Annotated in this window: 27 protein-coding genes and 1 other RNA gene; 19 read left to right on the top strand and 9 right to left on the bottom strand. The window is 45.3% G+C overall.

Going from position 1 to position 26272, the window contains the following annotated elements:
• The first annotated feature begins 251 nt into the window (after positions 1-251).
• The 9 genes from L1D44_RS17340 (at position 252) to L1D44_RS17300 (ending at position 9358) form a co-directional block, all read left to right on the top strand.
• Positions 252-1331 carry a pilus assembly protein PilM gene (locus L1D44_RS17340; protein ID WP_239892576.1) on the top strand — a complete coding sequence of 360 codons (1080 nt, stop codon included), beginning with the start codon at positions 252-254 and terminating at the stop codon, positions 1329-1331.
• Entirely contained in the window at positions 1319-1894 is a 576-nt protein-coding gene (locus tag L1D44_RS17335; RefSeq protein WP_239892575.1) for a PilN domain-containing protein, read from the top strand. The genes L1D44_RS17340 and L1D44_RS17335 overlap by 13 nt, the downstream gene beginning before the upstream one ends.
• A complete protein-coding gene (locus tag L1D44_RS17330) occupies positions 1891-2511 on the top strand; it encodes a type 4a pilus biogenesis protein PilO (protein WP_239892574.1) in 621 nt (206 codons plus the stop codon). Before L1D44_RS17335 ends, L1D44_RS17330 begins: the two co-directional genes overlap by 4 nt.
• Positions 2511-3026, top strand: a complete 516-nt coding sequence (locus tag L1D44_RS17325; RefSeq protein WP_239892578.1) for a pilus assembly protein PilP — start codon at positions 2511-2513, stop codon at positions 3024-3026. Before L1D44_RS17330 ends, L1D44_RS17325 begins: the two co-directional genes overlap by 1 nt.
• A gap of 21 nt (positions 3027-3047) precedes the next feature.
• Positions 3048-5099 carry a type IV pilus secretin PilQ family protein gene (locus L1D44_RS17320; protein WP_239892573.1) on the top strand — a complete coding sequence of 684 codons (2052 nt, stop codon included), beginning with the start codon at positions 3048-3050 and terminating at the stop codon, positions 5097-5099.
• Positions 5100-5315: 216 nt separating this feature from the next.
• On the top strand, positions 5316-5831 hold the full coding sequence (gene aroK, locus L1D44_RS17315) for a shikimate kinase AroK (RefSeq protein WP_202723319.1): 516 nt from the start codon (positions 5316-5318) through the stop codon (positions 5829-5831).
• A 2-nt stretch (positions 5832-5833) separates the two neighbouring features.
• Positions 5834-6913 (top strand): 3-dehydroquinate synthase, encoded by a 1080-nt coding sequence (aroB, locus tag L1D44_RS17310; protein WP_239892572.1) that lies wholly within the window; start codon positions 5834-5836, stop codon positions 6911-6913.
• A gap of 153 nt (positions 6914-7066) precedes the next feature.
• Positions 7067-8464 (top strand): AAA family ATPase, encoded by a 1398-nt coding sequence (locus L1D44_RS17305; protein WP_239892571.1) that lies wholly within the window; start codon positions 7067-7069, stop codon positions 8462-8464.
• A gap of 54 nt (positions 8465-8518) precedes the next feature.
• Complete coding sequence (locus L1D44_RS17300; RefSeq protein ID WP_239892570.1) at positions 8519-9358, top strand: Dam family site-specific DNA-(adenine-N6)-methyltransferase; 840 nt, start codon at positions 8519-8521, stop codon at positions 9356-9358.
• A gap of 25 nt (positions 9359-9383) precedes the next feature.
• On the opposite strand, the gene L1D44_RS17295 is transcribed toward L1D44_RS17300, so the two are convergent.
• Together L1D44_RS17295 and L1D44_RS17290 are read right to left on the bottom strand one after the other, a co-directional pair.
• Positions 9384-9569 carry a DUF2970 domain-containing protein gene (locus L1D44_RS17295; protein WP_239892569.1) on the bottom strand — a complete coding sequence of 62 codons (186 nt, stop codon included), beginning with the start codon at positions 9567-9569 and terminating at the stop codon, positions 9384-9386.
• 8 nt (positions 9570-9577) lie between these two features.
• Complete coding sequence (locus L1D44_RS17290) at positions 9578-9916, bottom strand: hypothetical protein (protein WP_239892568.1); 339 nt, start codon at positions 9914-9916, stop codon at positions 9578-9580.
• Positions 9917-10116: 200 nt separating this feature from the next.
• Between L1D44_RS17290 and rpe the strand changes: the two genes are divergently transcribed.
• From rpe to trpS, 3 genes are read left to right on the top strand one after another with little or no spacing between them, the layout of a single operon-like run.
• Positions 10117-10791 carry a ribulose-phosphate 3-epimerase gene (gene rpe / locus L1D44_RS17285; RefSeq protein ID WP_220769152.1) on the top strand — a complete coding sequence of 225 codons (675 nt, stop codon included), beginning with the start codon at positions 10117-10119 and terminating at the stop codon, positions 10789-10791.
• 3 nt (positions 10792-10794) lie between these two features.
• Entirely contained in the window at positions 10795-11493 is a 699-nt protein-coding gene (locus L1D44_RS17280; protein ID WP_239892567.1) for a phosphoglycolate phosphatase, read from the top strand.
• A gap of 5 nt (positions 11494-11498) precedes the next feature.
• Positions 11499-12509, top strand: coding sequence for a tryptophan--tRNA ligase (gene trpS / locus L1D44_RS17275; protein ID WP_220769154.1), 1011 nt, complete (start codon positions 11499-11501; stop codon positions 12507-12509).
• 52 nt (positions 12510-12561) lie between these two features.
• Here trpS and L1D44_RS17270 read toward each other — a convergent pair whose 3' ends face one another.
• The gene (locus L1D44_RS17270; protein ID WP_239892566.1) at positions 12562-13434 is read right to left on the bottom strand and encodes a LysR substrate-binding domain-containing protein; all 873 of its coding nucleotides are present in this window, start codon (positions 13432-13434) and stop codon (positions 12562-12564) included.
• A 143-nt stretch (positions 13435-13577) separates the two neighbouring features.
• Between L1D44_RS17270 and L1D44_RS17265 the strand changes: the two genes are divergently transcribed.
• Positions 13578-14462, top strand: coding sequence for a DMT family transporter (locus tag L1D44_RS17265; protein ID WP_239892565.1), 885 nt, complete (start codon positions 13578-13580; stop codon positions 14460-14462).
• A gap of 35 nt (positions 14463-14497) precedes the next feature.
• Here L1D44_RS17265 and L1D44_RS17260 read toward each other — a convergent pair whose 3' ends face one another.
• The 4 genes from L1D44_RS17260 to L1D44_RS17245 form a co-directional block, all read right to left on the bottom strand.
• Positions 14498-15067 carry a BON domain-containing protein gene (locus L1D44_RS17260; protein WP_239892564.1) on the bottom strand — a complete coding sequence of 190 codons (570 nt, stop codon included), beginning with the start codon at positions 15065-15067 and terminating at the stop codon, positions 14498-14500.
• Positions 15064-15657, bottom strand: coding sequence for a phosphoheptose isomerase (locus tag L1D44_RS17255; RefSeq protein ID WP_012153519.1), 594 nt, complete (start codon positions 15655-15657; stop codon positions 15064-15066). The genes L1D44_RS17260 and L1D44_RS17255 overlap by 4 nt, the downstream gene beginning before the upstream one ends.
• Positions 15658-15729: 72 nt before the next feature.
• A complete protein-coding gene (locus L1D44_RS17250) occupies positions 15730-16068 on the bottom strand; it encodes a YraN family protein (RefSeq protein WP_239892563.1) in 339 nt (112 codons plus the stop codon).
• Positions 16069-16170: 102 nt separating this feature from the next.
• Positions 16171-18099, bottom strand: a complete 1929-nt coding sequence (locus tag L1D44_RS17245) for a penicillin-binding protein activator (protein ID WP_239892562.1) — start codon at positions 18097-18099, stop codon at positions 16171-16173.
• Positions 18100-18201: 102 nt separating this feature from the next.
• Between L1D44_RS17245 and rsmI the strand changes: the two genes are divergently transcribed.
• Together rsmI and rnpB are read left to right on the top strand one after the other, a co-directional pair.
• Entirely contained in the window at positions 18202-19044 is an 843-nt protein-coding gene (gene rsmI, locus L1D44_RS17240; RefSeq protein ID WP_239892561.1) for a 16S rRNA (cytidine(1402)-2'-O)-methyltransferase, read from the top strand.
• Between the two features lie 72 nt (positions 19045-19116).
• Positions 19117-19462, top strand: an RNA gene (gene rnpB / locus L1D44_RS17235) — RNase P RNA component class A.
• Between the two features lie 438 nt (positions 19463-19900).
• Here the strand turns inward: rnpB and L1D44_RS17230 are convergent.
• Positions 19901-20965, bottom strand: a complete 1065-nt coding sequence (locus tag L1D44_RS17230) for a M43 family zinc metalloprotease (protein ID WP_239892560.1) — start codon at positions 20963-20965, stop codon at positions 19901-19903.
• A gap of 668 nt (positions 20966-21633) precedes the next feature.
• Complete coding sequence (locus L1D44_RS17225; protein ID WP_239892559.1) at positions 21634-22509, bottom strand: LysR substrate-binding domain-containing protein; 876 nt, start codon at positions 22507-22509, stop codon at positions 21634-21636.
• A 260-nt stretch (positions 22510-22769) separates the two neighbouring features.
• On the opposite strand from L1D44_RS17225, the gene L1D44_RS17220 reads away from it, so the two are divergent.
• The 4 genes from L1D44_RS17220 to L1D44_RS17205 all read left to right on the top strand — a co-directional run bounded on the left by L1D44_RS17220 (position 22770) and on the right by L1D44_RS17205 (position 26206).
• On the top strand, positions 22770-23036 hold the full coding sequence (locus L1D44_RS17220; protein ID WP_239892558.1) for a DksA/TraR family C4-type zinc finger protein: 267 nt from the start codon (positions 22770-22772) through the stop codon (positions 23034-23036).
• 235 nt (positions 23037-23271) lie between these two features.
• On the top strand, positions 23272-24402 hold the full coding sequence (locus L1D44_RS17215; protein WP_239892557.1) for an S-(hydroxymethyl)glutathione dehydrogenase/class III alcohol dehydrogenase: 1131 nt from the start codon (positions 23272-23274) through the stop codon (positions 24400-24402).
• Between the two features lie 165 nt (positions 24403-24567).
• Positions 24568-25407, top strand: coding sequence for an S-formylglutathione hydrolase (gene fghA, locus L1D44_RS17210; RefSeq protein ID WP_239892556.1), 840 nt, complete (start codon positions 24568-24570; stop codon positions 25405-25407).
• A 472-nt stretch (positions 25408-25879) separates the two neighbouring features.
• Positions 25880-26206: a multidrug efflux SMR transporter gene (locus tag L1D44_RS17205; protein WP_028767378.1), complete on the top strand. Its 327-nt coding sequence runs from the start codon at positions 25880-25882 to the stop codon at positions 26204-26206.
• Positions 26207-26272: the final 66 nt, after the last annotated feature.

Here is a 26272-nt window from a genome sequence, read left to right as displayed (position 1 = left end):
AACTCACATTTTATGAGCTATTAATACTGTTTTATAGCTTATACCGAGAACATAGTGGCAGATATAGTAGTTGTTTTGTAAATGTAACCCAATTTAAAGTTGGATCGCGTCATAGTTGCGAACTAGTGTGGCTTTGAAGTCAAAAAAATGGCGATTGTAAAATGCGGAAACATTTTGTACAAATAGTTATAACGAGTTGATTTTGTGCTAATCTACTTTGGATACAATAACTATAAAAGTGACTTTGGACTATGCTTTCTAATTTTTGGAAGCGTCAGGCTCCGCAGATGGTTGGGATAGATGTTGGCTCCCATGAGGTAAAAGCAATACTGCTGAGCAAGACAGCTGATGGATATAAAATATTAAGCCATGCAGCGGTTCCTTTGAAAAAGGGAGCCATTAATGATCATGAAATTCGCGATAGTGAAGCTGTTGTTGATGCATTAAAGCAAATAAAGCGAGTATTACCTAAGTCGACCAAATATGCCGCCGTTGCTGTTTCCGGTTCAGCTGTAATGACCAAAGTTATTTATATGGATTCGGCCTTAAGTGAAGAGGAGATGGAGGCGCAGATTGAGGTTGAAGCCGATAACCTTATCCCTTACTCCCTCGATGAAGTGAATATCGATTTTGAAACTCTAAGTACAAATCGCACCGACCCAACAAAAGTGGATGTGCTGTTGAGTGCATGTCGAACAGAAAATATTGATAGCTTAAGCGATTCTCTCGAAGCGGTAAATCTAGAGGCTAAAGTGGTCGATGTAGAGGGTTATGCCTTGGGGCGCTCCTTTGACATGATAGCGGCTCAATTACCCGAAGATGTCAGCGATAAAGTGGTCGCGCTGGTGGATATTGGCGCCAACATTACAACATTTTCGGTTGTAGAAAATGGCGAAACCACATTTGTTCGCGAACAAGCTTTTGGTGGAGAGCAGTTTACCCAGTCAATTCTATCTTTTTATGGCATGACCTATGAGCAAGCTGAAAAAGCTAAGCTAGACGGTGATCTGCCACGTAACTATGTTTTTGAAGTCTTATCGCCATTCCAAACTCAGTTGCTACAGCAAATCAAAAGAACACTGCAAATATATTGCACTTCTAGCGGGCGAGATAAAGTCGATCATATCGTGTTGTGCGGAGGCACATCCAAGCTTGAGGGCATGGCTAGCCTCATGACTAATGAGTTAGGTGTGCATACGATCATTGCCGATCCCTTCCAAGGCTGCTTGCATGCCGATGACGCAATAAAGGCCCATCTACAACCCCAAATTAGTAAATATATGTTGGCCTGCGGACTGGCGCTAAGGAGCTATTCAGAATGGCGAACATAAACTTATTACCTTGGCGAGAAGAGGCCAGAGAAAAGCAGAAGCGAGATTATACTGGCATACTGGCGCTGGTGTTTTTGGTTTCTGGCTTAGTGGTTTACCTGTCACTGATGACGATCGATATGTTTGTGGACGAACAGAAAAGTCGTAACGCTTACCTGCAGGCTGAAATTCAGTTGCTCGACTCGCAAATCGCCGAGATTACTAAGATCCGTGAGCGTAAGAAAGATATCGAGAGACGAACCGAAATTATCTTGGGCTTACAGCAATCTAGAAACTTGCCAACCCATGTTCTAGATGAGCTCGTTCGTGTTGTGCCACCCGGGATCTACCTGTCGAGCATAGAAAAGAAAGGCAGTATCTTGTGGATTGAGGGTCGCAGTGAGTCTAACAATAATGTCGCCAATATGATGAGAAAGGTGGCGGCTTCATCTTGGTTGCAAGACCCTAATATGCAGTCGATAAAGGCACAAAATGAAGAGTTAAGGCAACTACAGCGCTTTACTTTACGAGTGACGATCGTCGACGGCGATGAAATAGCAAAGACTGAGGGGGCAAACATATGAACCTCGATCTAAGCCAATTTAACGATATCGATTTTGAAAACATCGGCGCTTGGCCGCAGTTAGTGAAAGTCGTTTTTGCAGTGTTATTGGCAGTCTGTGTATTTGTAGGCGGCTACTTTCTATTTATCTCTGATGCGATAGATGTACTTAACGCCGAGCAGCAAAAAGAGCAACAGTTAAAGGATGACTTCAAGGCCAAGTATCAACTGGCAGCGAATCTAAAATTGTATCGTGAACAGCTTGCGATTATGGAGGTGCAATTTGCAGAGTTGTTAAAGATGCTACCTTCAAAAAATGAGATGCCAGGTTTGCTCGATGATATAACCTTTGTCGCGACAGACTCGGGGCTGAACATTAATAGCCTAGATTGGGAGTCGGAAATCACACGTGATTTTTATATTGAGTTCCCTATCAAAATAGTTGTGAGTGGTGATTATCACGAATTAGGCCATCTGGTTGGTGGTGTCGCGAAATTGCCACGAATCGTAAGTTTGCACGATTTTGTTATTAAGCGGAATGACACTGGCGAGCTGGGAATGGATATTCTCGCCAAGACCTACCGTTTTAAAGAGGGAGCGGAATTACCCGCGAAAGACAAAAAGGGGGCAGCGAAATGATGAAACTGCTACCACTTTTAATTAGCAGCGTCTTATTAACTGGCTGCATTGGTGATAAGAGTGATCTTGAGTTATTTGTTACCACAACGAAAGCACAGCACGTTGCGCATATCCCTCCGTTAAAAGAAACACCCAAGTTTGAGCATTTTGCTTATCAAGCAGATTTAATGAGAAGTCCTTATGTGCCACCTTCAAGAGAATTAACTGAAGAGGTTATCGATACCACTAAGGACTGTTTACAACCCGATCTTAAACGTCGTAAAGGACGATTAGAAACCTATGCATTAGATAATTTGAAGATGCGTGGAACCCTAAGCGAGCGAGAAGAGATTTGGGCTTTATTAGAGACAACCGATGGCAGTGTTTATCGTTTAGGAGTAGGCCAATATTTAGGTCTCTACCATGGCAAGATCGCCAAAGTAACGCCGCAAACTGTCGAGATAATAGAATTAATCCCAGATGGATCTGGCTGCTGGACGGAACGTAATAGCAGTATGGAATTGACTGGAGAATAATAAGAGATGACTGAGGGAACAATGAGATCTTCAATTACGCCAAAGGCCAGCTACAAGGTAATGTCTTTCTGTAAGACAGTTATTGGTTTTGCATTAATCCTTGGTATGACTCCGCATTCACTAGCTGCGAACCGATTAGTCGATGTTAAGTACCATGCGGTAGTCGATCACCAGCTCGAGCTACAGTTGGTATTTGAGGATGATATCCAAGAACCTGATATCGACCTTAAGGCTTCACCAGCACAGATTATTCTAGGCTTTAATGACACTATTTCTGCATTAGAGAAGCAGACACTGCCAATTAAAACCGTTGGTATTGAAACTGTAAGCACTGTCCCTAATGGGAGTAATTTACAAGTTTTTGTCGGCCTTGATGAGGTTAAACCTTATCAGGGCAAGGTTGTTGGTAATACTTACCGTTTAACGATTAATGATGAAATTGCGGATCAAAACACAGGCATCGATAACGCCTTCGTTAACAGTATTGAAAATATTGATTTTCGCCGTACCCAAGACGGCGGTGGCCAGTTACTGGTTAAGTTAAATAATAGCTCTGTTGCTGCTAACGTTGAGCAGGTCGGCGCTAAGCTCGAGCTTAAGTTATATAACACAGAGATTAATAGCAACTTTTTATATGTGATGGATGTTTACGACTTCGCCACACCAGTAAAGAGTTTTGAAACTTTTAAAGAGGATTTAACGGCCCGCTTCCTTATCGATATCGACGGTAACTATGAATATAACTATCAGCAAGATGGTGACTTATTTAAATTAACGATGAAGAAAGCAGAGCGCATGAATATCGTTAAGGAAGAGAAGAAATATGATGGTCGCTCGCTATCACTAAACTTCCAGAATATTTCAGTGAGAACGGTGCTGCAGATCATCGCCGATTACAATAACTTCAACTTGGTCACCAGTGATACCGTTGAAGGCGATATTACGCTAAGGCTCGATGATGTGCCTTGGGATCAAGCGCTTGACCTTATTCTTCAGGCTAAGGGCTTAGATAAGCGTATCGAAGGTAATATCTTGATGATTGCGCCAAGCGAAGAGATCGCCATTCGTGAGAGCCAAGAGCTTAAGAATAAGCAGGAAGTGGAACAGCTTGCACCGCTTTATTCTGAATACCTGCAAATTAACTACGCCAAGGCGAAGGATATTGCGGTTCTGCTAAAAGGGGAAGGCTCAAGTTTGCTAACCAGTCGTGGCAGTGTCGCCGTCGACGAGCGTACCAACACTCTTTTAGTTAAAGATACTGAGGAGACGCTAGAGAATGTTCATCGGTTAATTGAAGTGCTGGACATCCCAATTAAGCAAGTCTTGATTGAGGCCCGCATGGTAACCGTAAAAGATGATGTCTCAGAAGATCTTGGTGTGCGTTGGGGAATAACCGATCAACAGGGCAATAAAGGGACCTCGGGTAGCCTAGAAGGGGCGGGGGATATTGCCAATGGTATTATTCCGGGTTTGGATGATCGTTTAAACGTTAACTTGCCTGCAGCAGTGGCAAACCCGACGAGTATTGCGTTTCATGTGGCTAAACTTGCCGATGGTACCGTGCTCGATCTTGAGTTAAGCGCATTGGAACAGGAAAATAAGGGGGAGATTATTGCGAGCCCGCGTATTACTACCTCTAATCAGAAAGCGGCATTCATTGAGCAGGGTGTTGAAATCCCCTATGTTGAGGCGAGCTCTAGTGGTGCAACAACTGTAACCTTTAAGAAGGCGGTATTATCACTGCGTGTGACTCCGCAGATCACCCCTGATAATCGAGTGATTCTGGATCTTGAAATCACTCAAGACTCTCAGGGTAAAACTGTCGATACACCAACGGGGCAGGCGGTATCAATCGATACCCAGCGCATCGGTACCCAAGTGCTGGTGGACCATGGTGAAACGATTGTGCTGGGCGGGATCTACCAGCAGCAGCTTATTAGCCGCGTCAGTAAGGTTCCGATCTTAGGTGACATTCCTTATCTTGGATTTATGTTCAGAAACACCTCCGATAAGAATGAGCGCCAGGAGTTGTTAATTTTCGTAACGCCAAAGATCGTCTCTGAAGCGCTGTAAGCGAAAAGATATTTTTAAAGCCAGCGTAATTGGCGCTGGCTTTGTCATTTTGGTCGATACATTTTTGATAGAAATGCATTACTCGCTTGCCATAGATGGCATTTAGCTGAGATAATCAGCGGTCAAGTCTCAATAGAGCAAGGTAACATTAAAGGTCAACTCTCGTTATTTGGGTTGGCGTAGGCAAACTTCAATAAGATTCAGACGTATAAATCAATGGCCGAAAAACGTAATATTTTCCTAGTAGGCCCTATGGGGGCTGGTAAAAGCACTATAGGCCGTCATCTGGCGCAGATGCTGCACTTAGAGTTCCACGATTCAGATCAAGAAATTGAAAACCGCACAGGTGCTGATATCGCATGGGTTTTTGATGTTGAGGGTGAAGAGGGCTTCCGCAACCGCGAAACGCAGGTTGTTGCAGACTTAACCGAAAAGCAAGGTATTGTATTAGCAACTGGCGGCGGTTCGATTCAGAGCAAAGAGATCCGTAACAATCTTTCTGCACGCGGCATCGTTGTTTACCTTGAAACGACTATCGATAAGCAAGTTGCACGTACGCAAAGAGATAAGCGTCGTCCATTGCTACAGGTCGATGACCCAAGAGAAGTGCTAGAGAGTCTAGCCGAGGTGCGTAACCCTCTTTACGAGGAGATTGCAGATGTCATCGTTAAGACTGATGAGCAAAGCGCCAAAGTTGTTGCAAACCAAATTATTGAACAGTTAGGTTTTTAAATATGACTAAGCAAGTTCTGGTTGAACTCGGAGAACGTAGTTATCCCATCGAAATTGGCCAGAATTTGTTTAGAAGTAGCGAGCCCTTGGCTCGCTATCTTCAAGCTAAAAATATCCTTATTGTCACCAACGAAACGATAGCGCCTCTCTATCTAGAACAGGTAGAAGCTATGCTGTCGGATTTCGCATGCGTCAAACCTGTCATTCTGCCAGATGGTGAGCAGTATAAGACCCTCGAGCAGATGAATGCGATTTTCACCTCATTGTTAGAGCAAAATCTTGGTCGAGATACGGTTTTGATCGCTCTTGGCGGTGGTGTTATTGGTGATATGACAGGCTTTGCTGCGGCCAGTTATCAGCGCGGCATCGATTTTATTCAGATCCCTACAACGCTTTTATCTCAGGTCGATTCATCTGTTGGTGGCAAAACTGCAGTTAATCACCCGCTAGGTAAAAACATGATAGGTGCCTTCTATCAACCTAAGTGCGTGTTAATTGATACTAACTGCTTGAGTACATTGCCTAAGCGTGAATTTGCAGCGGGGATGGCTGAGGTGATTAAGTACGGCATTATTTGGGATGCAGACTTTTTCCAATGGCTTGAGGACAATGTTGAAGCATTGAAGGCATTGGATAAAGATGCACTCGAGTATGCAATCAGTCGCTGCTGTGAAATCAAGGCGGAAGTGGTCGAAGAAGATGAAACCGAGCAAGCTGTACGTGCGCTGCTAAATCTAGGTCATACTTTTGGTCACGCTATCGAAGCCGAAATGGGCTATGGAGTTTGGCTACACGGTGAAGCAGTTTCCGCTGGCACAGTCCTTGCTGCAATAACCTCAAATAAGCTTGGGCTAGTGGATGAGTCAATTGTTTGTCGTATTACAGCACTGTTAGCGGCATTCGACCTACCTACAATAGCTCCTGAAACAATGAATTTTGAACAATTCATTAAGCATATGCGCCGAGACAAGAAGGTGCTCAAAGGGCAGTTACGATTGGTGTTACCCAAAGGCATTGGCCTGGCTGGGATCTACAGCGATGTATCCGATGAGCTACTGGAAGAGGTTATCAACTGCGCATAGTTATGTTGCAGGTGATTGGTGAACGCTAAACTCATTTTAGAGAATCAAAACCTTACTTCTCCTTTTCAGGCTATCAATGTGTTGCATAGCCGAGAATTTCTGCGCCTTAAAATTAAGGGACTAGAGCTTCTATCTGATGGGAGTCACTTTTAGATGTCATTTTCAGATTCAACCCTATTACCTAGTCAAGAATCTCTGTTGCATCGCTTGTTACATATCAGCCTGTATGGCGAACAGCTAATGGTGCTAACAGGAGAAGATGGCGCAGGCAAAACAACGCTCGTTACGGCTTTACTCAATGAGCTAGATCGGCATAGTTCGGCTTTTGTTATCTGTCCAAAACATTGTGATAGTGCCGAGATCCGGCGCAAGGTGTTGGTTCAGTTACTAAGCGATCCTGTTTTTGACGACGAGATCCCGCTACCAGAGAGCCTACTTAGCGAGGTTGACTCCCTACCCGCGGCTAGCTGCATAGTGCTCGATGACGCCCATCTTTTACCTCTTGAGATCTGGGCAGAGTGCATCGTACTCAGTCAGATGAATTTGGGGAATAAGTCAGTCAAGATTGTCATGACCTCACCCATGGCGTTTTTTGATGATGTGGCCGCGCAGCTTCCCGCTTCCTTGTTAGAGCAAGTGCTCCCAATTCATATTGAGCCCCTAGAGCAAGTGGAACGAGAAGGTTTATATTACACACTGTTAAGCCGCAGTGAGCAGCAGCCTTTTACTCCTAGAGACATAGTAAAAAATCGTTTGGAGCTACAGCGTGGAACACCGAAAGAGGTGGTTAGTCTGCTTGAGCTTGCTCTCAATGGTGATGAGAAGCAAGAGCCGTCAAAGTCTCGACTCAGAACTATAGTGTCTGCCTCATTTCTTATTATCACTGTCTTACTACTTAGTTGGTTACTGCTAGATGGCGAAGTCGATAAGAAAACCTCCGTTTCGAGTGAAGTTAAGTTTGCTATCGATGCTAAAGCAAGTTCCGATTCAGATAGCCGCTTTCTTGTTGAGTATGGCGAGCAGTTATTAGCAGGTTACTCGAGGGGCACTGATTCACAATCAATGCAAGGCACTAAGCTGCAAGAATCGGAGCGGGTAGAAGATGAAGAGGTTAATGATATTGAGGCTGTTGCGACATATAAGGTTAAACCCATTGCGACTTTTACCGCTGAAACTGAGGAGCAAACGCCTCAAGAGTCACAATCCCGTAGCTACAGTAAACAAGCTGTAATTACAAAGACAAAGGCTGTACCAGCGAGTTCGTTGAGCAGGCCAACCCAAGGTTACACACTGCAACTTGCGAGTGTTAAGCAGGTAGATTCGCTTTATAAAATGTTAGCGTCACTGAAGGATATACCTGAGGTGAGAGTTGCGCGCTATAAGCAGCGTTGGGTCGTGCTATTTGGTGAATTTAACAGCGCTCAAGATGCTCAACAACAAGCGGCGTTGTTAACGACAAAAACCGGAATTTCAGACCCTTGGATCCGCGCCTGGCAAAATCTTAATGAATATGAGCTACAAGATGTACTACCAAGTCGTGAAATTCAATAATAAACAGAGTACAATCATCAGCTCTCTTTTTTTCACAGTGTTCAATCAATTTAAATGATTAAAAAACAAAGGGCCTTTCTAAAGTGGGCTGGCGGAAAATTTAAACTGATTGAAGCCTTAGCTGAGTATCTGCCTGAAGGCGAACGTCTGGTTGAACCCTTTGTGGGCGCAGGCTCGGTGTTCCTCAATACTAATTACAGCCGCTATCTGCTATGCGATATTAATCATGATTTGATTAACCTGTACAAGATAGTGCAAAAAGAGCCCGATAGATATATCGAAGCTGCAAAGGCGCTTTTCGTTCCTGAAATGAACGATAAGAAAGCTTACTATAAGATCCGTGCGGCTTTTAATGCGACCAAAGATCCCTTTACGCGCTCAGTCTATTTTCTTTATATGAATCGCCATGGTTTTAACGGCCTGTGCCGTTATAACCGTAAAGGTGGCTTCAACGTGCCATTTGGTTCATATAAAAAACCTTATTTCCCAGAGAAAGAGATCCGAGCATTCTCGCTTAAGGCGCAAAATGCCGAGTTTCATTGTATCGGTTATGAGCAAGCGATAGATATGACTCAATCTGGAGATGTGGTGTATTGCGATCCGCCTTACGCGCCATTATCGACAACGGCTAGCTTTACCACATATGTGGGCAGTGGCTTCTCGCTAGACGATCAGGCTCTACTAGCCAGACACGCACGCCATACCGCGATTGAGCGGGGTATTCCTGTGTTGATTAGTAACCATGATATTCCTTTAACGCGAGAGCTATATCATGGTGCGCGTTTTGGTACGATACAGGTACAACGTAACATTAGTCAGAAGGGAAGCGGCCGCAAGAAGGTCGACGAGTTGATGGCCTTGTACGATGATTCCTATCACAGCGAAAATGACTAACTTAGCTTGTGTTTATTCTCGTTAATCAAGCTAGTACTTGATTAACAATAAGCAGAAGCATAACCACGAACACCATCGCCAGTATTATGCCCATAATGATAAAGGCAAGGGCTGATGAGGTTTGAAAGTCTCTAATACGATTTTGTTCTGTTTGCACACCAAAAAATGCGGCTAAAGTGCTCAATAATATTTGCCAGCAGCGGCGCAGCATCTAACCTATTACTTGCCGTTTAGCGGGGTATTTTTACTGATAGGCGCACTTTCGTGGCCGTATAGCAGCTCAAACAGATCGATAAAATGTAGCTGATTAGTGTGGCTCTTACCGGTTAACCAGCTTTTCCAGCTTAAATCGTGAGACTGATTTGCGCAGCGGTTGCTTGGGTGGCTTGCGGGGAGACTCGGGTTATATTGACTATTGGCACTGTCACAAGCGCAAGCCGCATTTGACGCTGTTTCAATAGGCGCAGATGACAAGGCGAGCGTTATAATTGCAGAAGTAGCAAGCGCAAGAATAGCAGTAGATTTTATCACTGCTCTGTTCTGGGTAAATCCTTTCATCGCGCCTCCTTTTTCGCCTAGTCGAACTAGTATAGCAAAGCCGACTATATTTTAAACATTTTTTACATTTAAATCCTATTTTGCTAACCGAATGAAATATTTTACCCCAGCTAATTACCTGAAATGCGCTCAAGGGTGTAGAGGGCTATGGCTGCAACAGGTAGAATAGCGTACTTCTTAAACATTCAGGTGAGTTCGATATGCGTCCATTTTTGATTGCTCCTTCTATTTTATCTGCTGATTTTGCTCGTTTAGGTGAAGATGTCGATGCGGTATTAAACGCAGGGGCTGATGTGGTTCATTTTGATGTGATGGATAATCATTATGTACCGAATCTAACGATTGGCCCTATGGTCTGTCAGGCACTGCGTAACTATGGTGTGACCGCCGATATCGATGTACATTTAATGGTTAAGCCTGTCGATCGTATCATTCCTGATTTTGCCAAAGCCGGCGCATCGATTATTACTTTCCACCCTGAAGCCTCCGAGCATGTGGATCGCACTCTACAGTTGATTAAAGAGTCGGGTTGTAAAGCGGGACTAGTGCTTAATCCTGCAACGCCGCTGCATTATCTTGACCACGTTATGGATAAGCTAGACGTTATTTTGTTGATGTCGGTCAATCCAGGTTTTGGTGGCCAATCATTTATCCCTTCTACATTAGATAAGTTACGTCAGGTGCGTAAGCTTATCGATGACAGTGGTTATGACATTCGTCTGCAAGTCGATGGCGGCGTTAAGGTCGACAACATTGCGGAGATTGCCGCTGCCGGTGCTGATATGTTTGTTGCGGGTTCTGCGATTTTCAACTGCCCTGATTATAAAGCGGTGATCGATGAGATGCGTGCAGAGCTTGCAAGCGTCGAGGCATAGTCAATGAACAAGTTTAGTCAAATTAAAGCGGTAGCATTTGACTTAGATGGCACGCTTATCGACAGCGTGCCCGATCTTGCTGCAGCCACACGAGCAACTCTAGCAGAGCTAGAGTTGCCACAATGTAGCGATGAGCAGGTGCGTAGCTGGGTTGGTAATGGTGCGCAGATGCTGATGCGAAGAGCACTCTCTTTTGCGCTCAACGCCCAAGTGAGCGAAGAGCAGTTACAAGCTTGCATGCCACGCTTTATGCATTTCTATAAGCTGAACCTAGAGCAACACAGCGTTCTTTACGCCGGCGTTAAAACGGTATTGTCGCAGCTTAAGCAAGCGGGCTACCTCATGGCAATCGTAACTAACAAGCCTTATGAATTTACCGTCCCATTATTGAAAGCATTCAATATTGACGGTTACTTTAGTCTAGTGCTTGGTGGGGATTCGTTGTCTAAGATGAAGCCTGATCCGTTACCGTTACAGCATATTTTGCATGAGTGGCAGTTAGAAACTGAGCAGTTGCTGATGGTGGGTGACTCAAAGAACGATATATTAGCGGCAAAAGCGGCTAAGGTAGCCTCTGTGGGCTTGACCTACGGCTATAACTACGGTGAAGATATTGGGCTAAGCGGCCCAGATGCCGTATGTGAACAATTTAGTGAAATAACCGCGCTACTCAGTCAGTGCGATAAAGCAACGGAGCAATAAACAAAATGACGACACCCCTAACGAAACCAGTAGTTCTAAGCGGTGCTCAGCCATCAGGCGAGCTAACCATCGGCAACTATATGGGCGCGTTACGTCAGTGGGTTGCGATGCAAGATAGTCATGATTGCCTTTATTGCGTCGTTGACCTGCATGCGATCACTGTCAGACAAGATCCGGTTAAATTACGCGAAGCCTGTCTCGATACTCTAGCGCTGTACTTGGCTTGTGGTGTCGATCCAAAGAAGAGCACGGTATTTATCCAGTCACAGGTGCCACAGCACACACAACTTGGTTGGGCATTAAACTGTTACACCCAGATGGGTGAACTAAACCGCATGACGCAGTTTAAAGATAAGTCGCAAAAGCACGCTAACAACATCAACGTTGGCTTGTTTGGCTACCCTGTACTGATGGCTGCAGACATTCTGCTTTATCAAGCGAACGAGATCCCAGTGGGTCAAGATCAGAAGCAGCATTTAGAGTTAACTCGTGATATCGCGACTCGCTTCAACAACGCCTATGGCGAGACTTTCGTGATCCCTGAGCCATTCATTCCAGAGCACGGCGCTAAGGTCATGTCACTACAAGATCCGCTGAAGAAGATGTCTAAGTCTGACGATAACCGTAATAATGTTATCGGCCTACTAGAAGATCCAAAGGCGATCATGAAGAAGATTAAGAAGGCGATGACCGACAGTGAAGAGCCGCCAGTCGTGCGCTTCGATGTAGCTGAAAAACCAGGTGTATCAAACCTACTAAGCTTGATGTCTGGTTGTACTGGCCAGTCGATTGCCAGCATCGAAGCCGAGTTTGAAGGTAAGATGTATGGTCACTTGAAAGTGGCAACGGGTGAGGCGGTTGTAGGTATGCTTGAGCCGCTACAGCAGCGCTTTAAAGAGTACCGTGCAGACCAAGCCTTCTTGAATCAAGTGATGAAAGATGGTGCAGAGAAAGCACAGGCGCGTGCCGAAGTCACGCTTAAGAGCGTATACGAGAAGATCGGTCTTATCGTTTAACTCTATATGCTTAACAACAAAGCCAGCACTGTTTGCTGGCTTTTTTATTGGCTTAATTCTGTTGGCTTAACCAAGCCACAAATGCGGCGATAGCAGGCTCTTTTAGGCGTCGCTGCTTGCAGCTGAAGTAGAACTCAAAGCCCGTTAAAATATCGGGTAGATCTAGCTCCACCAACAGGCCCCTTTCAATATCCGCTTGCACCATAAAGTCCGATGCAAGTGCAATACCTTGACCCGCAATCGCGGCTTCAATAGCCATTAATACATGGCTAAAAATATGCTGCTGTTGCTCCGCAGGAAGAGTTAAGTTGTTTGCAACAAACCATCTGTCCCAGTCTAAGCCTAATGGCCCTTCGTCGACGGTAAGCAGCGGATGAGTCATTAATTCGCTAAGAGGTGGACTTTCTCCTGTTAGCAGACTTGGGCTGATGACAGGAATTAGGCGCTCCTTATGCAAAGACTGATGGTAATAACCCAGCTGACCACTTTGTCCTGTGATAAACATATCCGCCACGTTATCACTTAGCTCGGGATCACCGGCTATCATATCGAGGCGAATTTTTATTTGTGGATGTTGGCGCCGAAAGTCGCTGAGCCGTGGGATCAGCCATTTGATTGCAAATGAGCTATAAACCGCTAGCCGCAGTTGATCATTACTGTCGCCACTGATCTGCATACTTAAATCGCTAAGTTCGTTGAAGATCCGTTCCAGTTCCCGATACAACAACTCCCCTTTAACTGTGAGTCGAAGCTGTCGTCCTTCTCGTTTAAACAGGCGCTCACCATAGTGCTCCTCAAGCTGCTTTACCTGATGAGATACCGCACTTTGGGTAATGCAAAGCTCGGTGGCCGCACGGGAGAAGTGTGACTGTCTGGCTGCAGCCTCAAAAACCTGTAAAGCCCTAAGTGGTGGTAGTTTGCGCATATTCGCAGCCTTAAGTATGAATTTAATAGGTGATCTCAATCATAGTATTAATTTAATTCATGATTGGCGAAAAAACATCATTTTAGTTTAGGTTTTGCGGGCGATATCATGCGCTCAAATTCAGTTGTACTGTGGAATAGCAGATGAAATCAAATGTCATGATCGCCATGGCTATCTTAGTTTTTGGTAACCTTTTTAGTGCGCTTTATGATGTCTCGATTAAGTGGATGCCAGACGATAGCAACGCCGCGACTTTCCTATTAATTAGGCAGATATTGTCGGTACTGATGTTAATGCCGTTATGGTTTTATGCAAAGCGACCTACGACTAAGTATCTGAAGGTGCATTTCTTTCGCTCTAATACCGGTGCGTTGGGCGCGGTGTGTTTGATCATGGGCTTGATGTCACTGCCGATGGCTACCGTTAGTTCGTTATTTTTCTCGGCACCACTGATGATAGTCCTGATGGGCTCGATCTTTTTGAAAGAGAAAGTCACACCAACCCAATGGCTTGCGACTATTTTGGGCTTTATCGGTATTTTGATTCTGCTGCGACCCAGCGAGATTAACTGGTTCGGTATTGCTGTGCTAATCTCGGCATTTACCTTTGCCCTGAATCAACTGGCACTGCGCAAGCTACCTGATACAGAGAACCCTAGTGTGACGCTCATGCTGTATAACTTACTCAGCATTCCACTTACATTCGTTATGGTTTTGGTGCAAGGCTTTGAGGGTATAAGTTGGGGGCTCATTGGTATCGCGGCGCTGAGCAATAGCTTCTTATTGGCCTATCACTGGTTGTGCGTATTGGCTTACCGCAAAGCAGAGGCGAGCCAGATTGCGATTGCCGAATATACCGGGCTACTATTTTGTGTGTTGTTTGGTTGGTTGCTGTTTGATGAGTGGCTAGATGGGTTAAGCTGGGTGGGTGCGGGCTTTATCGTGTTGCCGTCATTAATTATCCCCTGGATTACGGCTCGGATTGCTTATTTCAGACCAAAAAAAATCATCGAGCAAAAGGCTGGATGATTCTTCTCACTGCTGGCGGGCATATCGTTTACAGGTTAAGAGTCTGTGTATTCAAACACCTTAATGACTTTACGTACGCCAGCAGTATTTCGAGCCACTTCAACGGCTAAATTGGCCTGTTCTCGTTCAACATAACCAATCAAAAAAACCTCGCCATTTTCTGTCACGACCTTGATATTGGTGACATCCAAGCCCTTTTCGTTGAGCATGCGACCCTTTACCTTGGTGGTGATCCAAGTGTCGTTGCTGCGGGTGGTAAATGAGGTCGGATTACCGATACGGATCTGATTATGGATTTTACCGCCGATCTGTAGCTCTTTAACCACACGAATGGCTTTATCTCTTAGCATCGAGTTTGGCGCCTGACCAATCATCAATACGTTGGAGTTCATGACTATGCCGCTAATATTGGCCTGATTTTTTAGATCGTCATGAGAAGCCAATGCGCTAGAGACGTTAAAGTCGGCATTGGTGTCATCAATCTGGGTCTTAAAGCTACGCTCGTCATTAACCATCATTGCGCCGCCGACCGCGCCGACCATAATGGCTCCAGCACAGCCTTGCAGCATTAACATAATAGCGATTAATGGGAGCAGTGCTCTCATGCCTGCTCGTCCTGAGGGAAGAGTGTGCGGTCGATGTTGTCACATAGACAGTGAATCGCTAGCAGGTGAACTTCCTGAATGCGTGCCGTGACGTTAGAAGGTACACGAATCTCAACATCATTGACGCTCAGTAGGCCTGCCATCGCGCCGCCATCTTTACCCGTTAGTGACACAATCGTCATGTCACGACTCAGTGCTGCTTCCATCGCCTTGATGACGTTACCAGAGTTACCACTGGTTGAAATCGCTAACAGGATATCACCTGGTTGGCCTAGTGCCATGATCTGCTTAGAGAAGATCTCATCATAGCTGTAATCGTTAGCAATCGCTGTGATAGTCGAGGTATCGCAACTTAGAGCAATAGCTGGAAGTGGTGGACGCTCAATTTCATAGCGGTTTAATAGTTCAGCCGAGAAATGCTGTGCATCGCCAGCGCTACCACCATTACCACAAGCGAGGATCTTGTTGCCGCCCAGTAGGCAGTTAACCATCATCTCTGCGGCTTTTGCGATTGACTCAGGTAGGGCTTCAGATGCATCAATCTTAGTTTGAATTGATTCCGTAAAGCTGTCTTTTATGCGTTCTAACATGGATAAACCCTATGTTTATGTATGTCCACTGTTACAATTTTAATTGCGTGGAGCATATGAAAATTAAACGATTTAAAAAGCATCGCGGATCCACTGGATCCCTTGGAGATCGACCGCGATAACATCGAAGCGACATATGGCATCGATTCGATTTAACTGTATGTAATGGCTTGCAGCCTTTCTTATTCGCTGAGTTTGTGCGTGGCTTAACGCATTAACAGCCCCACCGTATCGAGACGCAGAGCGGTATTTTACCTCAACGAAAACCCAATCGCTGCCATCTTTCATCACAATGTCGATTTCACCAAAACGGTAACGAACATTTTGTTCGACAAAGCAGAGTCCCTGTTGTTCCAAATATTGCCTAGCGGTGTGCTCGGCAATCTGACCTTGATTTGGGCTGTTTGACATCAAACTCGCTCATCCTTGTAGCGTCAATTTGACTATATCTTAAAGTGTCTGCCGAGACTATTTGCCTCGGCTAATTTAACTGTAAAGTTTTATACATCGGCTTTAGAGCGGACGTAAGTTACCTCTTTGGTAACGGCCCCAACTTAGTTGTCGATTAATCGTGCCGTCAGGTAATACCGACAGCATGCCGCTGCGACCTGAAAATTGGTAGCCGGGCAGGGCGCGCATCTGCGCCAGTTTACCCACTAAATCCAGTGCGTCATAGCCCATGATAAACAGTCTCTTGCGACTATTGCCCCAGCTTGGCCATAGTTCGTTGACCATCTGGGTTTCGCTATTGGGTGATAGGAGCCACGGGATATCGCTAATAGTGAGATTATTTAGCTCTTCGGCCGTTTCACGGCTATCTCCTTCAACTCGACTACGGCTAGTGGTATAGAGTGGAACCGGATCGGCAAACACACTGAAGTTAACGTCGATAAATGGCTTAAGTAGCTCTAAGTCTTGACTGGCGGAGATCATATAAATCGCATCGATATCACGGCGAGATCGAAAATCAGCTTCAATCTTAGGCGTTAGAATCGCTTTAATACGGGCGATACGCTCTTTACTGTCGATCACTCCTAGTGCTTTTTGCACCGTGACCTTCATCTTGTCACCGCGATCATAGTAATGAATTTCAACAGGGGTATTTGTTAGCGTCTGCCACTGGGTATTAAAGCTTTCAGCCATGCGGCGGCCAACGGCATCGTTGCTGACAAGCAATAGTGGTTGCTCGATACCATCATTGTAGAGGCGCTGAGCGGCATCGATAGCTTCATCGGTCGGTGATAGTGCAAAAAAGAACTTATCGGGATCGGCGGTAAAGGTATCGATATGGTTTAAGTAAAGCTGAGGAATGGTTTTACTTACAACCGATGTTGCAGGTGCCACAGCCATTGTATTAGTTACAGCGCCTGTATTAGTCACGCCGTTGGAACTCGCCCCAGTGTCGACAGATGTTACCACTGCACTCTCGGAAGTCATATTTTGTAACTGCTCAACTTCTGACTGTAATAAGGGACCAATGATGAACTCAGCGCCCGCCGCTACAGCCTGTTGGTATGCGCCCTGTGCGCCAGTAGCGGTATCGAAGAAGTTGAGTGTTACGCTATCGTCACCCGTAGCCATATAGTTAGCTAGAATACCTTGCTTAACGGTATTTGCGACAACGGCACGAGGGCCAGTCAGTGGCAGTAATACGGCGATGTTCTTTGGCTGGTAAGGCTGAGTATTAAGCGCCTTTTCTAAATCCGTGGGTAATTTTGCCGCTGCGGGATGGTTTGGGTTTAGCTGCTGCCAACTACCCAAGTGGCGCACTAAATCGTTAGGATCGATAGCATAGTGCTTAGCGATATAAGCCAGCTGCACCCAGCCTGCAAAAATTGGATTGCTAGTATCGTTGCTAAAGCTTAATAGTGTCTGCTCATTAATCGGCTGTAGTGAGCGCCAGATGGTGTCATTCACTTCATAAGCTTCTGCGGTAGGCAGATACTGACTGAGTAGACTCAGCTGCCTTACTTGATCTATCGGTTGGTTTAGCAACTGATATAGGTGCGCTTTTAACTGGTAGTAGCTAACCCATTGCCAATTTGGCAGTTTCCAGTTGCTTGGATAATCAAGTATCTTCAGGGCGTGATCATAGGTAGAGATCATCTCAAGTGCACGCGCCGATAGGTAGATATGTTCAGCCATTAACTCGGGCTTTTGGGTGATATCCTGTGCAATTGACTTCAATGTTTTGTCTGCAGCATTGCCATTTCCTTCATTGATGAAGGCATGAGCTGCAAGTAAAACATACTTATCTCGGGTTTCTTTATTTTTTTCATTGGCAGCTAGCGCCATATATTGCGATGACGACTTGGTGACAGTCGTTAAAGAAACTTCAGTCTTTTCAGGCTTTACCGGTGCAGTCGTCGTGCCGCAACCGAACAAAATCGCAGATAAAATTGCGATAGAGATAAATTTAGTTGTATTCAGTCTTTTTAACACGGGTCTTCACTCTGGTAAGATGCTGCTAATAGTTTAACCTGCTCTTCCCCTTGGCGAAAGTCTTGTTAGAAACTCTTGCCAATACTCAATACAGAGGTAGATATGGACCTGTCGGTCGCGCTTTATATTGTTCCCACACCAATAGGGAACCTAGGAGACATCAGTAGCCGTGCGCTAGAGGTGTTGAATCAGGTATCACTTATCGCCTGCGAAGATACGCGTCATAGCGGTAAGTTATTAAGTCACTTCGGTATCGAGACTCGCAAGACAGCTTTACATGATCATAATGAACGAGATCGAGCTCAATGGATCATTCAAAAGTTGGGCAATGGCGAGGCGGTTGCGTTAATTTCAGATGCGGGAACGCCACTGATCTCTGATCCTGGCTACCACTTAGTTAAGCAAGTTCGCGAAGCGGGCTTTAATGTGATCCCACTGCCGGGCCCCTGCGCGGCGATCACCGCCTTGTGTGCCTCAGGTTTACCCTCTGATCGCTTCTCGTTCGAAGGTTTCTTGCCATCGAAAGAGAAGGCGAGACTGGATAAGTTAGCGGCATTAAAAGACGACCCTCGTACCCTAATTTTTTATGAGTCACCACACCGTATCGTGCATAGCCTAGAGTCTATCGTGGCTGCTTTGGGGGAAGATCGCGAAATCGTCATGGCTCGTGAGGTGACCAAGACCTTCGAGACCTTCTTAACGGGGACGTCGGGTGAAGTTTTACAGACGGTTAAAGATGATCCGAATCAACAGCGTGGTGAAATCGTGTTGATGTGCCACGGCCACCGTAGCGATGAAGAGTCAGAATTTTCACCTACCGTGATAAATACGCTTAAATTGCTGTGTGAAGAGCTGCCACTGAAGAAGGCTGCTGCCGTTGCTGGACAGATTTACGACATTAAAAAGAATGCACTTTATAAGCACGGATTAGCGATCGGTCTCTAATAGATTAGCTTTGAGTTAAGCTGATTTGTGAAAGTCCTTGGTTTGTTGCCTGAGCTTAGCTATAATCCGCGCCGAGTTGGCTAGACAGTTGCCGCGCTCATTAGAGCGGGGAGGAAAGTCCGGGCTTCAAAGAGCAGGGTACCAGGTAACGCCTGGGCGGTGTGAACCGACGACAAGTGCAGCAGAGAGGAGACCGCCAATCTTCGGATTGGTAAGGGTGAAAGGGTGCGGTAAGAGCGCACCGGGCGGCTAGTAATAGTCCGTTGCAAGGTAAACTCTACCCGAAGCAAGACCAAATAGGGTCCCGTATGGCGCTGCTCGCGTTGGGACCGGGTAGGTCGCTTGAGCCTGTGAGCGATTGCAGGCCTAGATGAATAACTGTCCACGACAGGACCCGGCTTATCGGCCAACTCACCTATTCAAGCAAAAAGCCGCATCTCGAAAGAGATGCGGCTTTTTGTTTTTGGCTTTCTGCTAGATGGAAAGTAGTCAAATCTCTCCTTGGTAAAGGGGGCAGGGCTTTCTGAGCATTGATGGCATCTATTCAAATAGAAAGCCCGCTTATCTTTCGATAATCGGGCTTTGTCATAGTTAGATGAAGAGCTGCCTACTTTGCGCTGCCCAAGGAGCAGCAGCTTATCGAGCATCAATGTCACCTATTCAAATAGAAGTCCGCATCTCGAAAGAGGTGCGGCTTTTTGCTTTCTGCTAGATAAAGAGTTGCCTACTTCTGTATTGCCCAAGGAGCAGCTTATCGGGCATCAATGTCACCTATTCAAATAGAAGTCCGCATCTCGAAAGAGATGCGGCTTTTTGTTTTTGGCTTTGCGATAGCGCGACTTTATGAGGGCTATCGTTAGTTTGCTACGCCTGTTGCGGCTAAGTTAGATGCTGACCATAAGGTTTCTCTTGATGGGCTGCTTAAGCCATTGATCATACGATCGACCTGTTGTTGAGTATAGTTGGCATATTGATCTGAATAGGCCATAAAGTTCTGCCAGTTAATGGTCTGTCCCATACAGTTAAGAATGCCGCCATCTCCGGGATTCATCTGCCAGCTGTTCTGTTGTGGAGTGTCGCATGTGTTGTCTCCGGTTACTGAACAGCGTCTTTCGGCGCCGCGCTTACAGCCACCTTCAAAGGTGTGAATCAAGTCGAGGAAGTGACCAAACTCGTGGGTCAGCACAGAACGGAAGTTTTCATCTGTGTTTGTACCAAGGTAGGCGCCGTTGTATGCAACTCGAGCCAAGCCATCGTCTGACATGCCAGTATCAGGGTACCAAGCAACGCCAGAGTTGTTTGTCACGCCATCCGCGTAGAGGTCGTTCTGAATATACACGTTCATATAGCGGTAGTTGTCCCAGTGATCGCGTTTAACGTCAGAGCTGGAATAGTTTCCTGCACCCGAAGATTCAGGGTAGTAAATAATGCCGGAGGTCGGGTTCCCATTAGGATCGATAGAGGCTAAACGAAACTCAATATTTAGAGAGTCCTTTATAGATTGGAACTCAGGATCTATGTCGGCAAAGTCAGCGGTTCTACCTTGGAAGTCAGCATTGGTTTTATTTAAGGCGTCGATAATGACCGCATCATTGACTGTATCACCATTATGAACAGTGCCGTAAACATGGAATACAACTGGAATAATGTAGTTCGGTGTGACTTCGTTGGCTAGTGCATAGGGGGATTGAGATGTATCAGAGCTATCGCTGCCAGCCTTTGCTCTCGATTGCTGAACCTTGCCGATGTTGGCGTGACGTTCCTGTGCTTCGAGTAGCGCGCTCGGGAAGTTACGGTAATGCTGAGCATTGATTTCAGCAGCCTTACAGTGGTGCTGACTAAACTCTGGTTGCTTTGCCGTTGCGAATGATGAAGTGGCTACAAGGGCGGCACAGATAGATATTTTAAAATGTTTTTTCATTTTGGTTACTCTTATTATTTGATTTTAATTTAGTTTATTTGCTCCGACTCCAGTGAGGATGCAAAGTTAAATCGAATAACAGCTTTATCAGCTTGAACCTAAACAGATAAAATATTCTGTATACAATATAATCCAAATTTGACCGCTGTAAACTGTTAATGTAAATGAAATGTAAAATCCGTGGGCGTTACTGAGAAGATAAAGCCAGTCTTAAGCAGCCAATTGAGCACTATTCTGCTTAGTGTTAGAGGAGAAGCTCGACATTGTAATCGCAGACTCGATTGCGACTAGGCTCATGAACTTAATAGCAAAAAGCACGTTTATTATTGGCTGGCTTTGACACGTTTGAGAATAATTAGCGCGACTAGCGATCTTGTGGGAACGAGGCTTGCAATAATGCTGGGCTTCACCTTCAACTAGAGTCGGAGCATCTTGGCTATTTCCACTGAGATCTAGAAGTTCCAACTCGGCGGTGTAGGAGCAAGAATCACAATATGAGACACTATTTGCCAATCGCCTCGGGGCTCAATGGAAATACGCCAGGTATGATCAAGTGAGGGTTGTAGATGGGGGCTCATTATCCTTAGCACCGTAATAGTTACAGTGAGCTTTAAATGAAAATGACTTTTGACCCGTAGCTTAGGCTATGGGCCAAAATAATCGCTATGCTAGGCCTGCTTAAGAGCCGCCGTTAGGTGTTCTAATAGCATACGTACCTTAGGCGATAGGTGGCGGTTTTGTGGGTATAGCGCCCAAATACCTTCTTCTGGTTGACGATTCTGTTCAAGTAGCGGTGTCAGCTGACCATCTTCAATATAGGGCAGAACGTAATAATCTGGCAGTTGCACGATACCGATACCTTTTATTGCCGCATCGACTAACGCGTGGCCGCTATTACAACTTAAAGTCCCTCTGACCCGTACATTTCTGGTTTTGCCATTCTCTTGAAAACGCCAGTAATCCATGGTGCCGATAAGACAGTTATGTTGATCAAGCTCCGATAGCGAATGGGGAATTCCATAGGTAGAAATATAGCTTGGAGAAGCGCAAACATACTGAGTACGGCTGCTTAGCTTCTTTGCCATCATGCTTGAGTCTTCTAAGTGGCCCAATCTAATGGCTAAGTCATAGCCTTCATCGATTAAGTCCAGCTTTTGGTTACTCAGGTTTAGCTTAACTTCAAGCTCTGGATATAGCGCCGCAAAATCGTTAATCAGTGGCGCAATGGTTTTTTCACCGTAGGTGACAGGTGCAGTGATTTTGAGCAGTCCTCTGGGAGTGGTCTGTAAGTTGGTGATGGCTCGTTCGGCTTCTTCTAAGCCATCGAGTACCTGTCGGCAGTGCTGATAGTAGATGCGGCCCACTTCGGTCACAGACACTTTTCGGGTGGTGCGATGAAACAGCTTAGCAGCGAGCCTTGTCTCGAGTGCACTGATTTGGCGGCTTACTTGCGCAGTCGATATGCCTAATCGTTGCGACGCCTTGGTAAAGCTTTCCGCTTCTGCGACGGCAACGAACTCACTCACTCCTTCCCAATTAAACATGTGGTTTCCCCATCTGCAATGAATCTTATATTTACTATATGGTAAAAGATAATTGTACTTATCGCTAATTATCATTCACAAGGAAATAAATATAATAGCCAGCATCGAAATTGAGAAGTTGCTCTTTGAGCCGCTAATCAAAGTTAATGGTTCGATGTCGACTAACGATAAGGCTTCAACTATAGATTAATGGTTGGGTCATTGACTTGCTAAGAGTCTAATCGTTTTGAGCAACACAATTGGCATGCAGAGGTTTCAAGATGGCTGGTGGATGGTCTAGAGATGGTGCAGTACAAGATCAGATAGACAGTAGTGTCGAGGATGCAGTCGCTGCGGCGAGAAGTCGACTACGCGATGGTGTTAGTTTACTGCATTGTGAAGAGTGCGGTGAAGTGATCCCTGAGGCGAGACGCATAGCTGTTCCTGGCGTTCGACTCTGTCTTCATTGCCAAAATGAAATCGATAGCAGCCAGGGGAAGCAGCACCTGTTTAATCGTCGAGGCAGTAAAGATAGTCAACTGCGTTAAGTTTGCAACCATTGCAGCGAATAGAAATGAGTTAACTAAACGGCTTGAGTTTAGATCGAGCCTAGGAAAAGTCTTCACTAAAGAATGAAGTCATTTTCAAAAGATTATTACCATATGGTAAAGGTAAATTACTGTTTGATGGGATTATCAATGTTGAACAGGTAGTTATAATCTTTGCCATACCCACTGCGGTGACGCATCGCAATTTAAAGATTATTAAAAGTAGGAATACAAGATGACAGCACAAACAATCAAATCAAAAGCCGCAGTTGCTTGGGCAGTTGGTGAACCACTCTCTATGGAAATCGTAGATGTCATGCCGCCGCAAAAAGGTGAGGTGCGCGTTAAGATGATCGCCACTGGCGTATGTCATACCGATGCATTTACCCTTTCTGGCGATGATCCAGAAGGTATCTTCCCTTGTATTCTTGGCCATGAAGGCGGCGGTATCGTTGAGTCTATCGGTGAAGGCGTAACTAGCGTTAAAGTGGGTGACCACGTGATCCCACTTTACACGCCAGAGTGTGGCGAATGTAAATTCTGTAAGTCTGGTAAGACTAACCTTTGTCAGAAGATCCGTGAAACTCAAGGTAAAGGTTTGATGCCAGATGGCACCACTCGTTTCTCTAAAGATGGTCAGCCTATCTTCCACTATATGGGCACATCGACGTTTTCTGAGTACACAGTATTACCTGAGATTTCACTAGCAAAAGTGAATCCAGAAGCGCCGCTTGAAGAAGTCTGTCTTCTCGGTTGTGGTGTCACAACGGGTATGGGCGCGGTGATGAACACGGCAAAAGTTGAAGAAGGCGCGACAGTTGCTATCTTCGGTATGGGCGGCATTGGTCTGTCGGCTGTTATTGGTGCGACAATGGCAAAAGCATCACGCATCATTGCTATCGACATCAATGAGAGCAAGTTTGACCTAGCGCGTAAACTAGGGGCAACTGACTGCATCAACCCTAAAGATTACGACAAGCCAATTCAAGATGTGATTGTTGAGCTAACTGATGGCGGTGTTGATTACTCGTTCGAGTGTATCGGTAACGTACACGTGATGCGTAGTGCACTTGAGTGTTGTCATAAAGGTTGGGGCGAGTCAGTCGTTATTGGTGTTGCAGGTGCAGGCCAAGAGATCTCAACTCGTCCATTCCAGCTGGTAACTGGCCGTGTATGGAAAGGTAGCGCATTTGGTGGTGTTAAAGGCCGCTCAGAACTACCTGAGTACGTTGAGCGTTACATGGCAGGTGAGTTCAAGTTAAATGACTTCATCACTCACACTATGGGTCTTGAGCAAGTTAACGAAGCATTCGACCTAATGCACGAAGGTAAGAGTATCCGTACTGTTATTCACTTCGACAAGTAAATAGACATTCAAGATAACAAGCGCTCTCGGGCGCTTGTTGCTTTTAAAGGCCTAATTTTGAAGTGCTAGTTTTGAATGATGAGTTTAGAGACTTACTTTTAAAAATTTGGCTTTAAAGATTAATCTTTCAAGATTTAGTAAAAAATTTATAGGAGTCGGTATTAAATGACCGTTGAAAATATCAGTGTAAATAAGAGCTTTGGTGGTTGGCATAAACAATATAGCCATCATTCGAAGACACTTAACTGCGCCATGCGGTTTGCCATTTACTTACCGCCTCAAGCGTCAAACGGTGACAAGGTTCCAGTGCTTTACTGGCTATCAGGTTTAACCTGCACCGATGAAAACTTCATGCAAAAAGCGGGCGCACAGCGCATGGCTGCAGAGCTGGGTATCGCGATTGTTGCGCCTGATACCAGCCCACGAGGTGATGATGTTGCCGATGATCCTGGCTACGATCTTGGTAAAGGGGCTGGTTTTTACGTTAACGCGACTCAAGCGCCTTGGAATCGTCATTATAGAATGTACGACTATGTGGTTAATGAGCTACCAGAGCTGATTGAGTCTATGTTCCCTGTCAGCAGCAAGCGTTCGATTGCGGGTCACTCTATGGGCGGTCATGGTGCATTGGTGATTGCGATGCGTAATCCACAGGCTTATCAGTCGGTTTCGGCGTTTAGCCCGATAACTAACCCTGTCAATTGCCCTTGGGGTAAAAAGGCATTTACGGCGTATCTCGGTCGTGATACCACGACTTGGGCTGAATACGATGCTAGCCTGTTGATGCGTCAAGCGACTGAGTTCGTGCCAGCACTAGTGGATCAGGGCGAGGCTGATGATTTTCTTACTGAACAGCTAAAGCCTGAAGTGCTGGAAGCTGCAGCTAAGGTAAGTGGTTATCCACTAACATTAAATATGCAAGAAGGCTTCGATCATAGCTATTACTTTATCTCTAGCTTTATCGAAAATCACCTACGTTYTCATGCWGAGCACTTGGCAAAATAAGCTAACTTTCGATTAATGAAGCGTKTTGATTTTGGGGAGGTATAGCAGATAGCTATTACTTTTCCCTTCTATCATTAACTTTATCGAAAATCACCTACGTTCTCATGCTGAGCACTTGGCAAAATAAGCTAACTTTCGATTAATGAAGYRTTTTGATTTTGGGGAGGTATRGYAGATAGCTATTACTTTTCCCTTCTATCATTAACTTTATCGAAAACCAGCAGCGCTTTCATGCAGAGCACGTTATCAAGTAACAGGCTAAAGTTAACTTTTATTGCTCACTTGAAATCTTGATATAAAAAGCCGCCTAACTAGGCGGCTTTTTATTGAGTTAATTATGATTATTACCTAAGGGTAAAAGTTATTTGTATTTCATGGTAATTATCATTGTTTATTGGATGAATATAATGGGGCTATTGATTTTAATACCTTTGCAAACAGACCTTTGCTAAGTCGATTCTAAGGAACAAACATGAGCTGGATTTTTCTTTTACTGGGTGTTGTTGCTGAGGCTTTATCTCATGTGGCGTTGAAAGCTACTGATGGCTTTAGTAAGCCGCTACCAGCTGCGTTAGTGTTGTTAGGGCATTTAACTGCATTTATCTTTTTAGGTCAGGCAATGAAAGGTATGCCTGTGGGGGTTGTGCATGCGCTTTGGGCCGGACTGGCCATTGTTACTGTGACCCTGTTATCGGCACTATTCTACCGTCAGCATTTAGATATGACGGCTTGGGTGGGGATGGCGCTGGTGGCCGTAGGTGTGATGATGATTAATTTCTCTCAAGGCCACGCTCATTAGTTCCTTGAGAGTATTTTATTCCTATGATTTGGCTAATGGTTTTACTCTGAATGAGATTGGATGTTT

Origin of the sequence: Shewanella sp. Isolate13 (assembly GCF_022398325.1) — a bacterium.
Taxonomy (GTDB): Bacteria; Pseudomonadota; Gammaproteobacteria; order Enterobacterales; family Shewanellaceae; genus Shewanella.
Note: the sequence above shows the minus strand (reverse complement) of the source record. Positions and strands in the feature narration are given on the sequence as shown.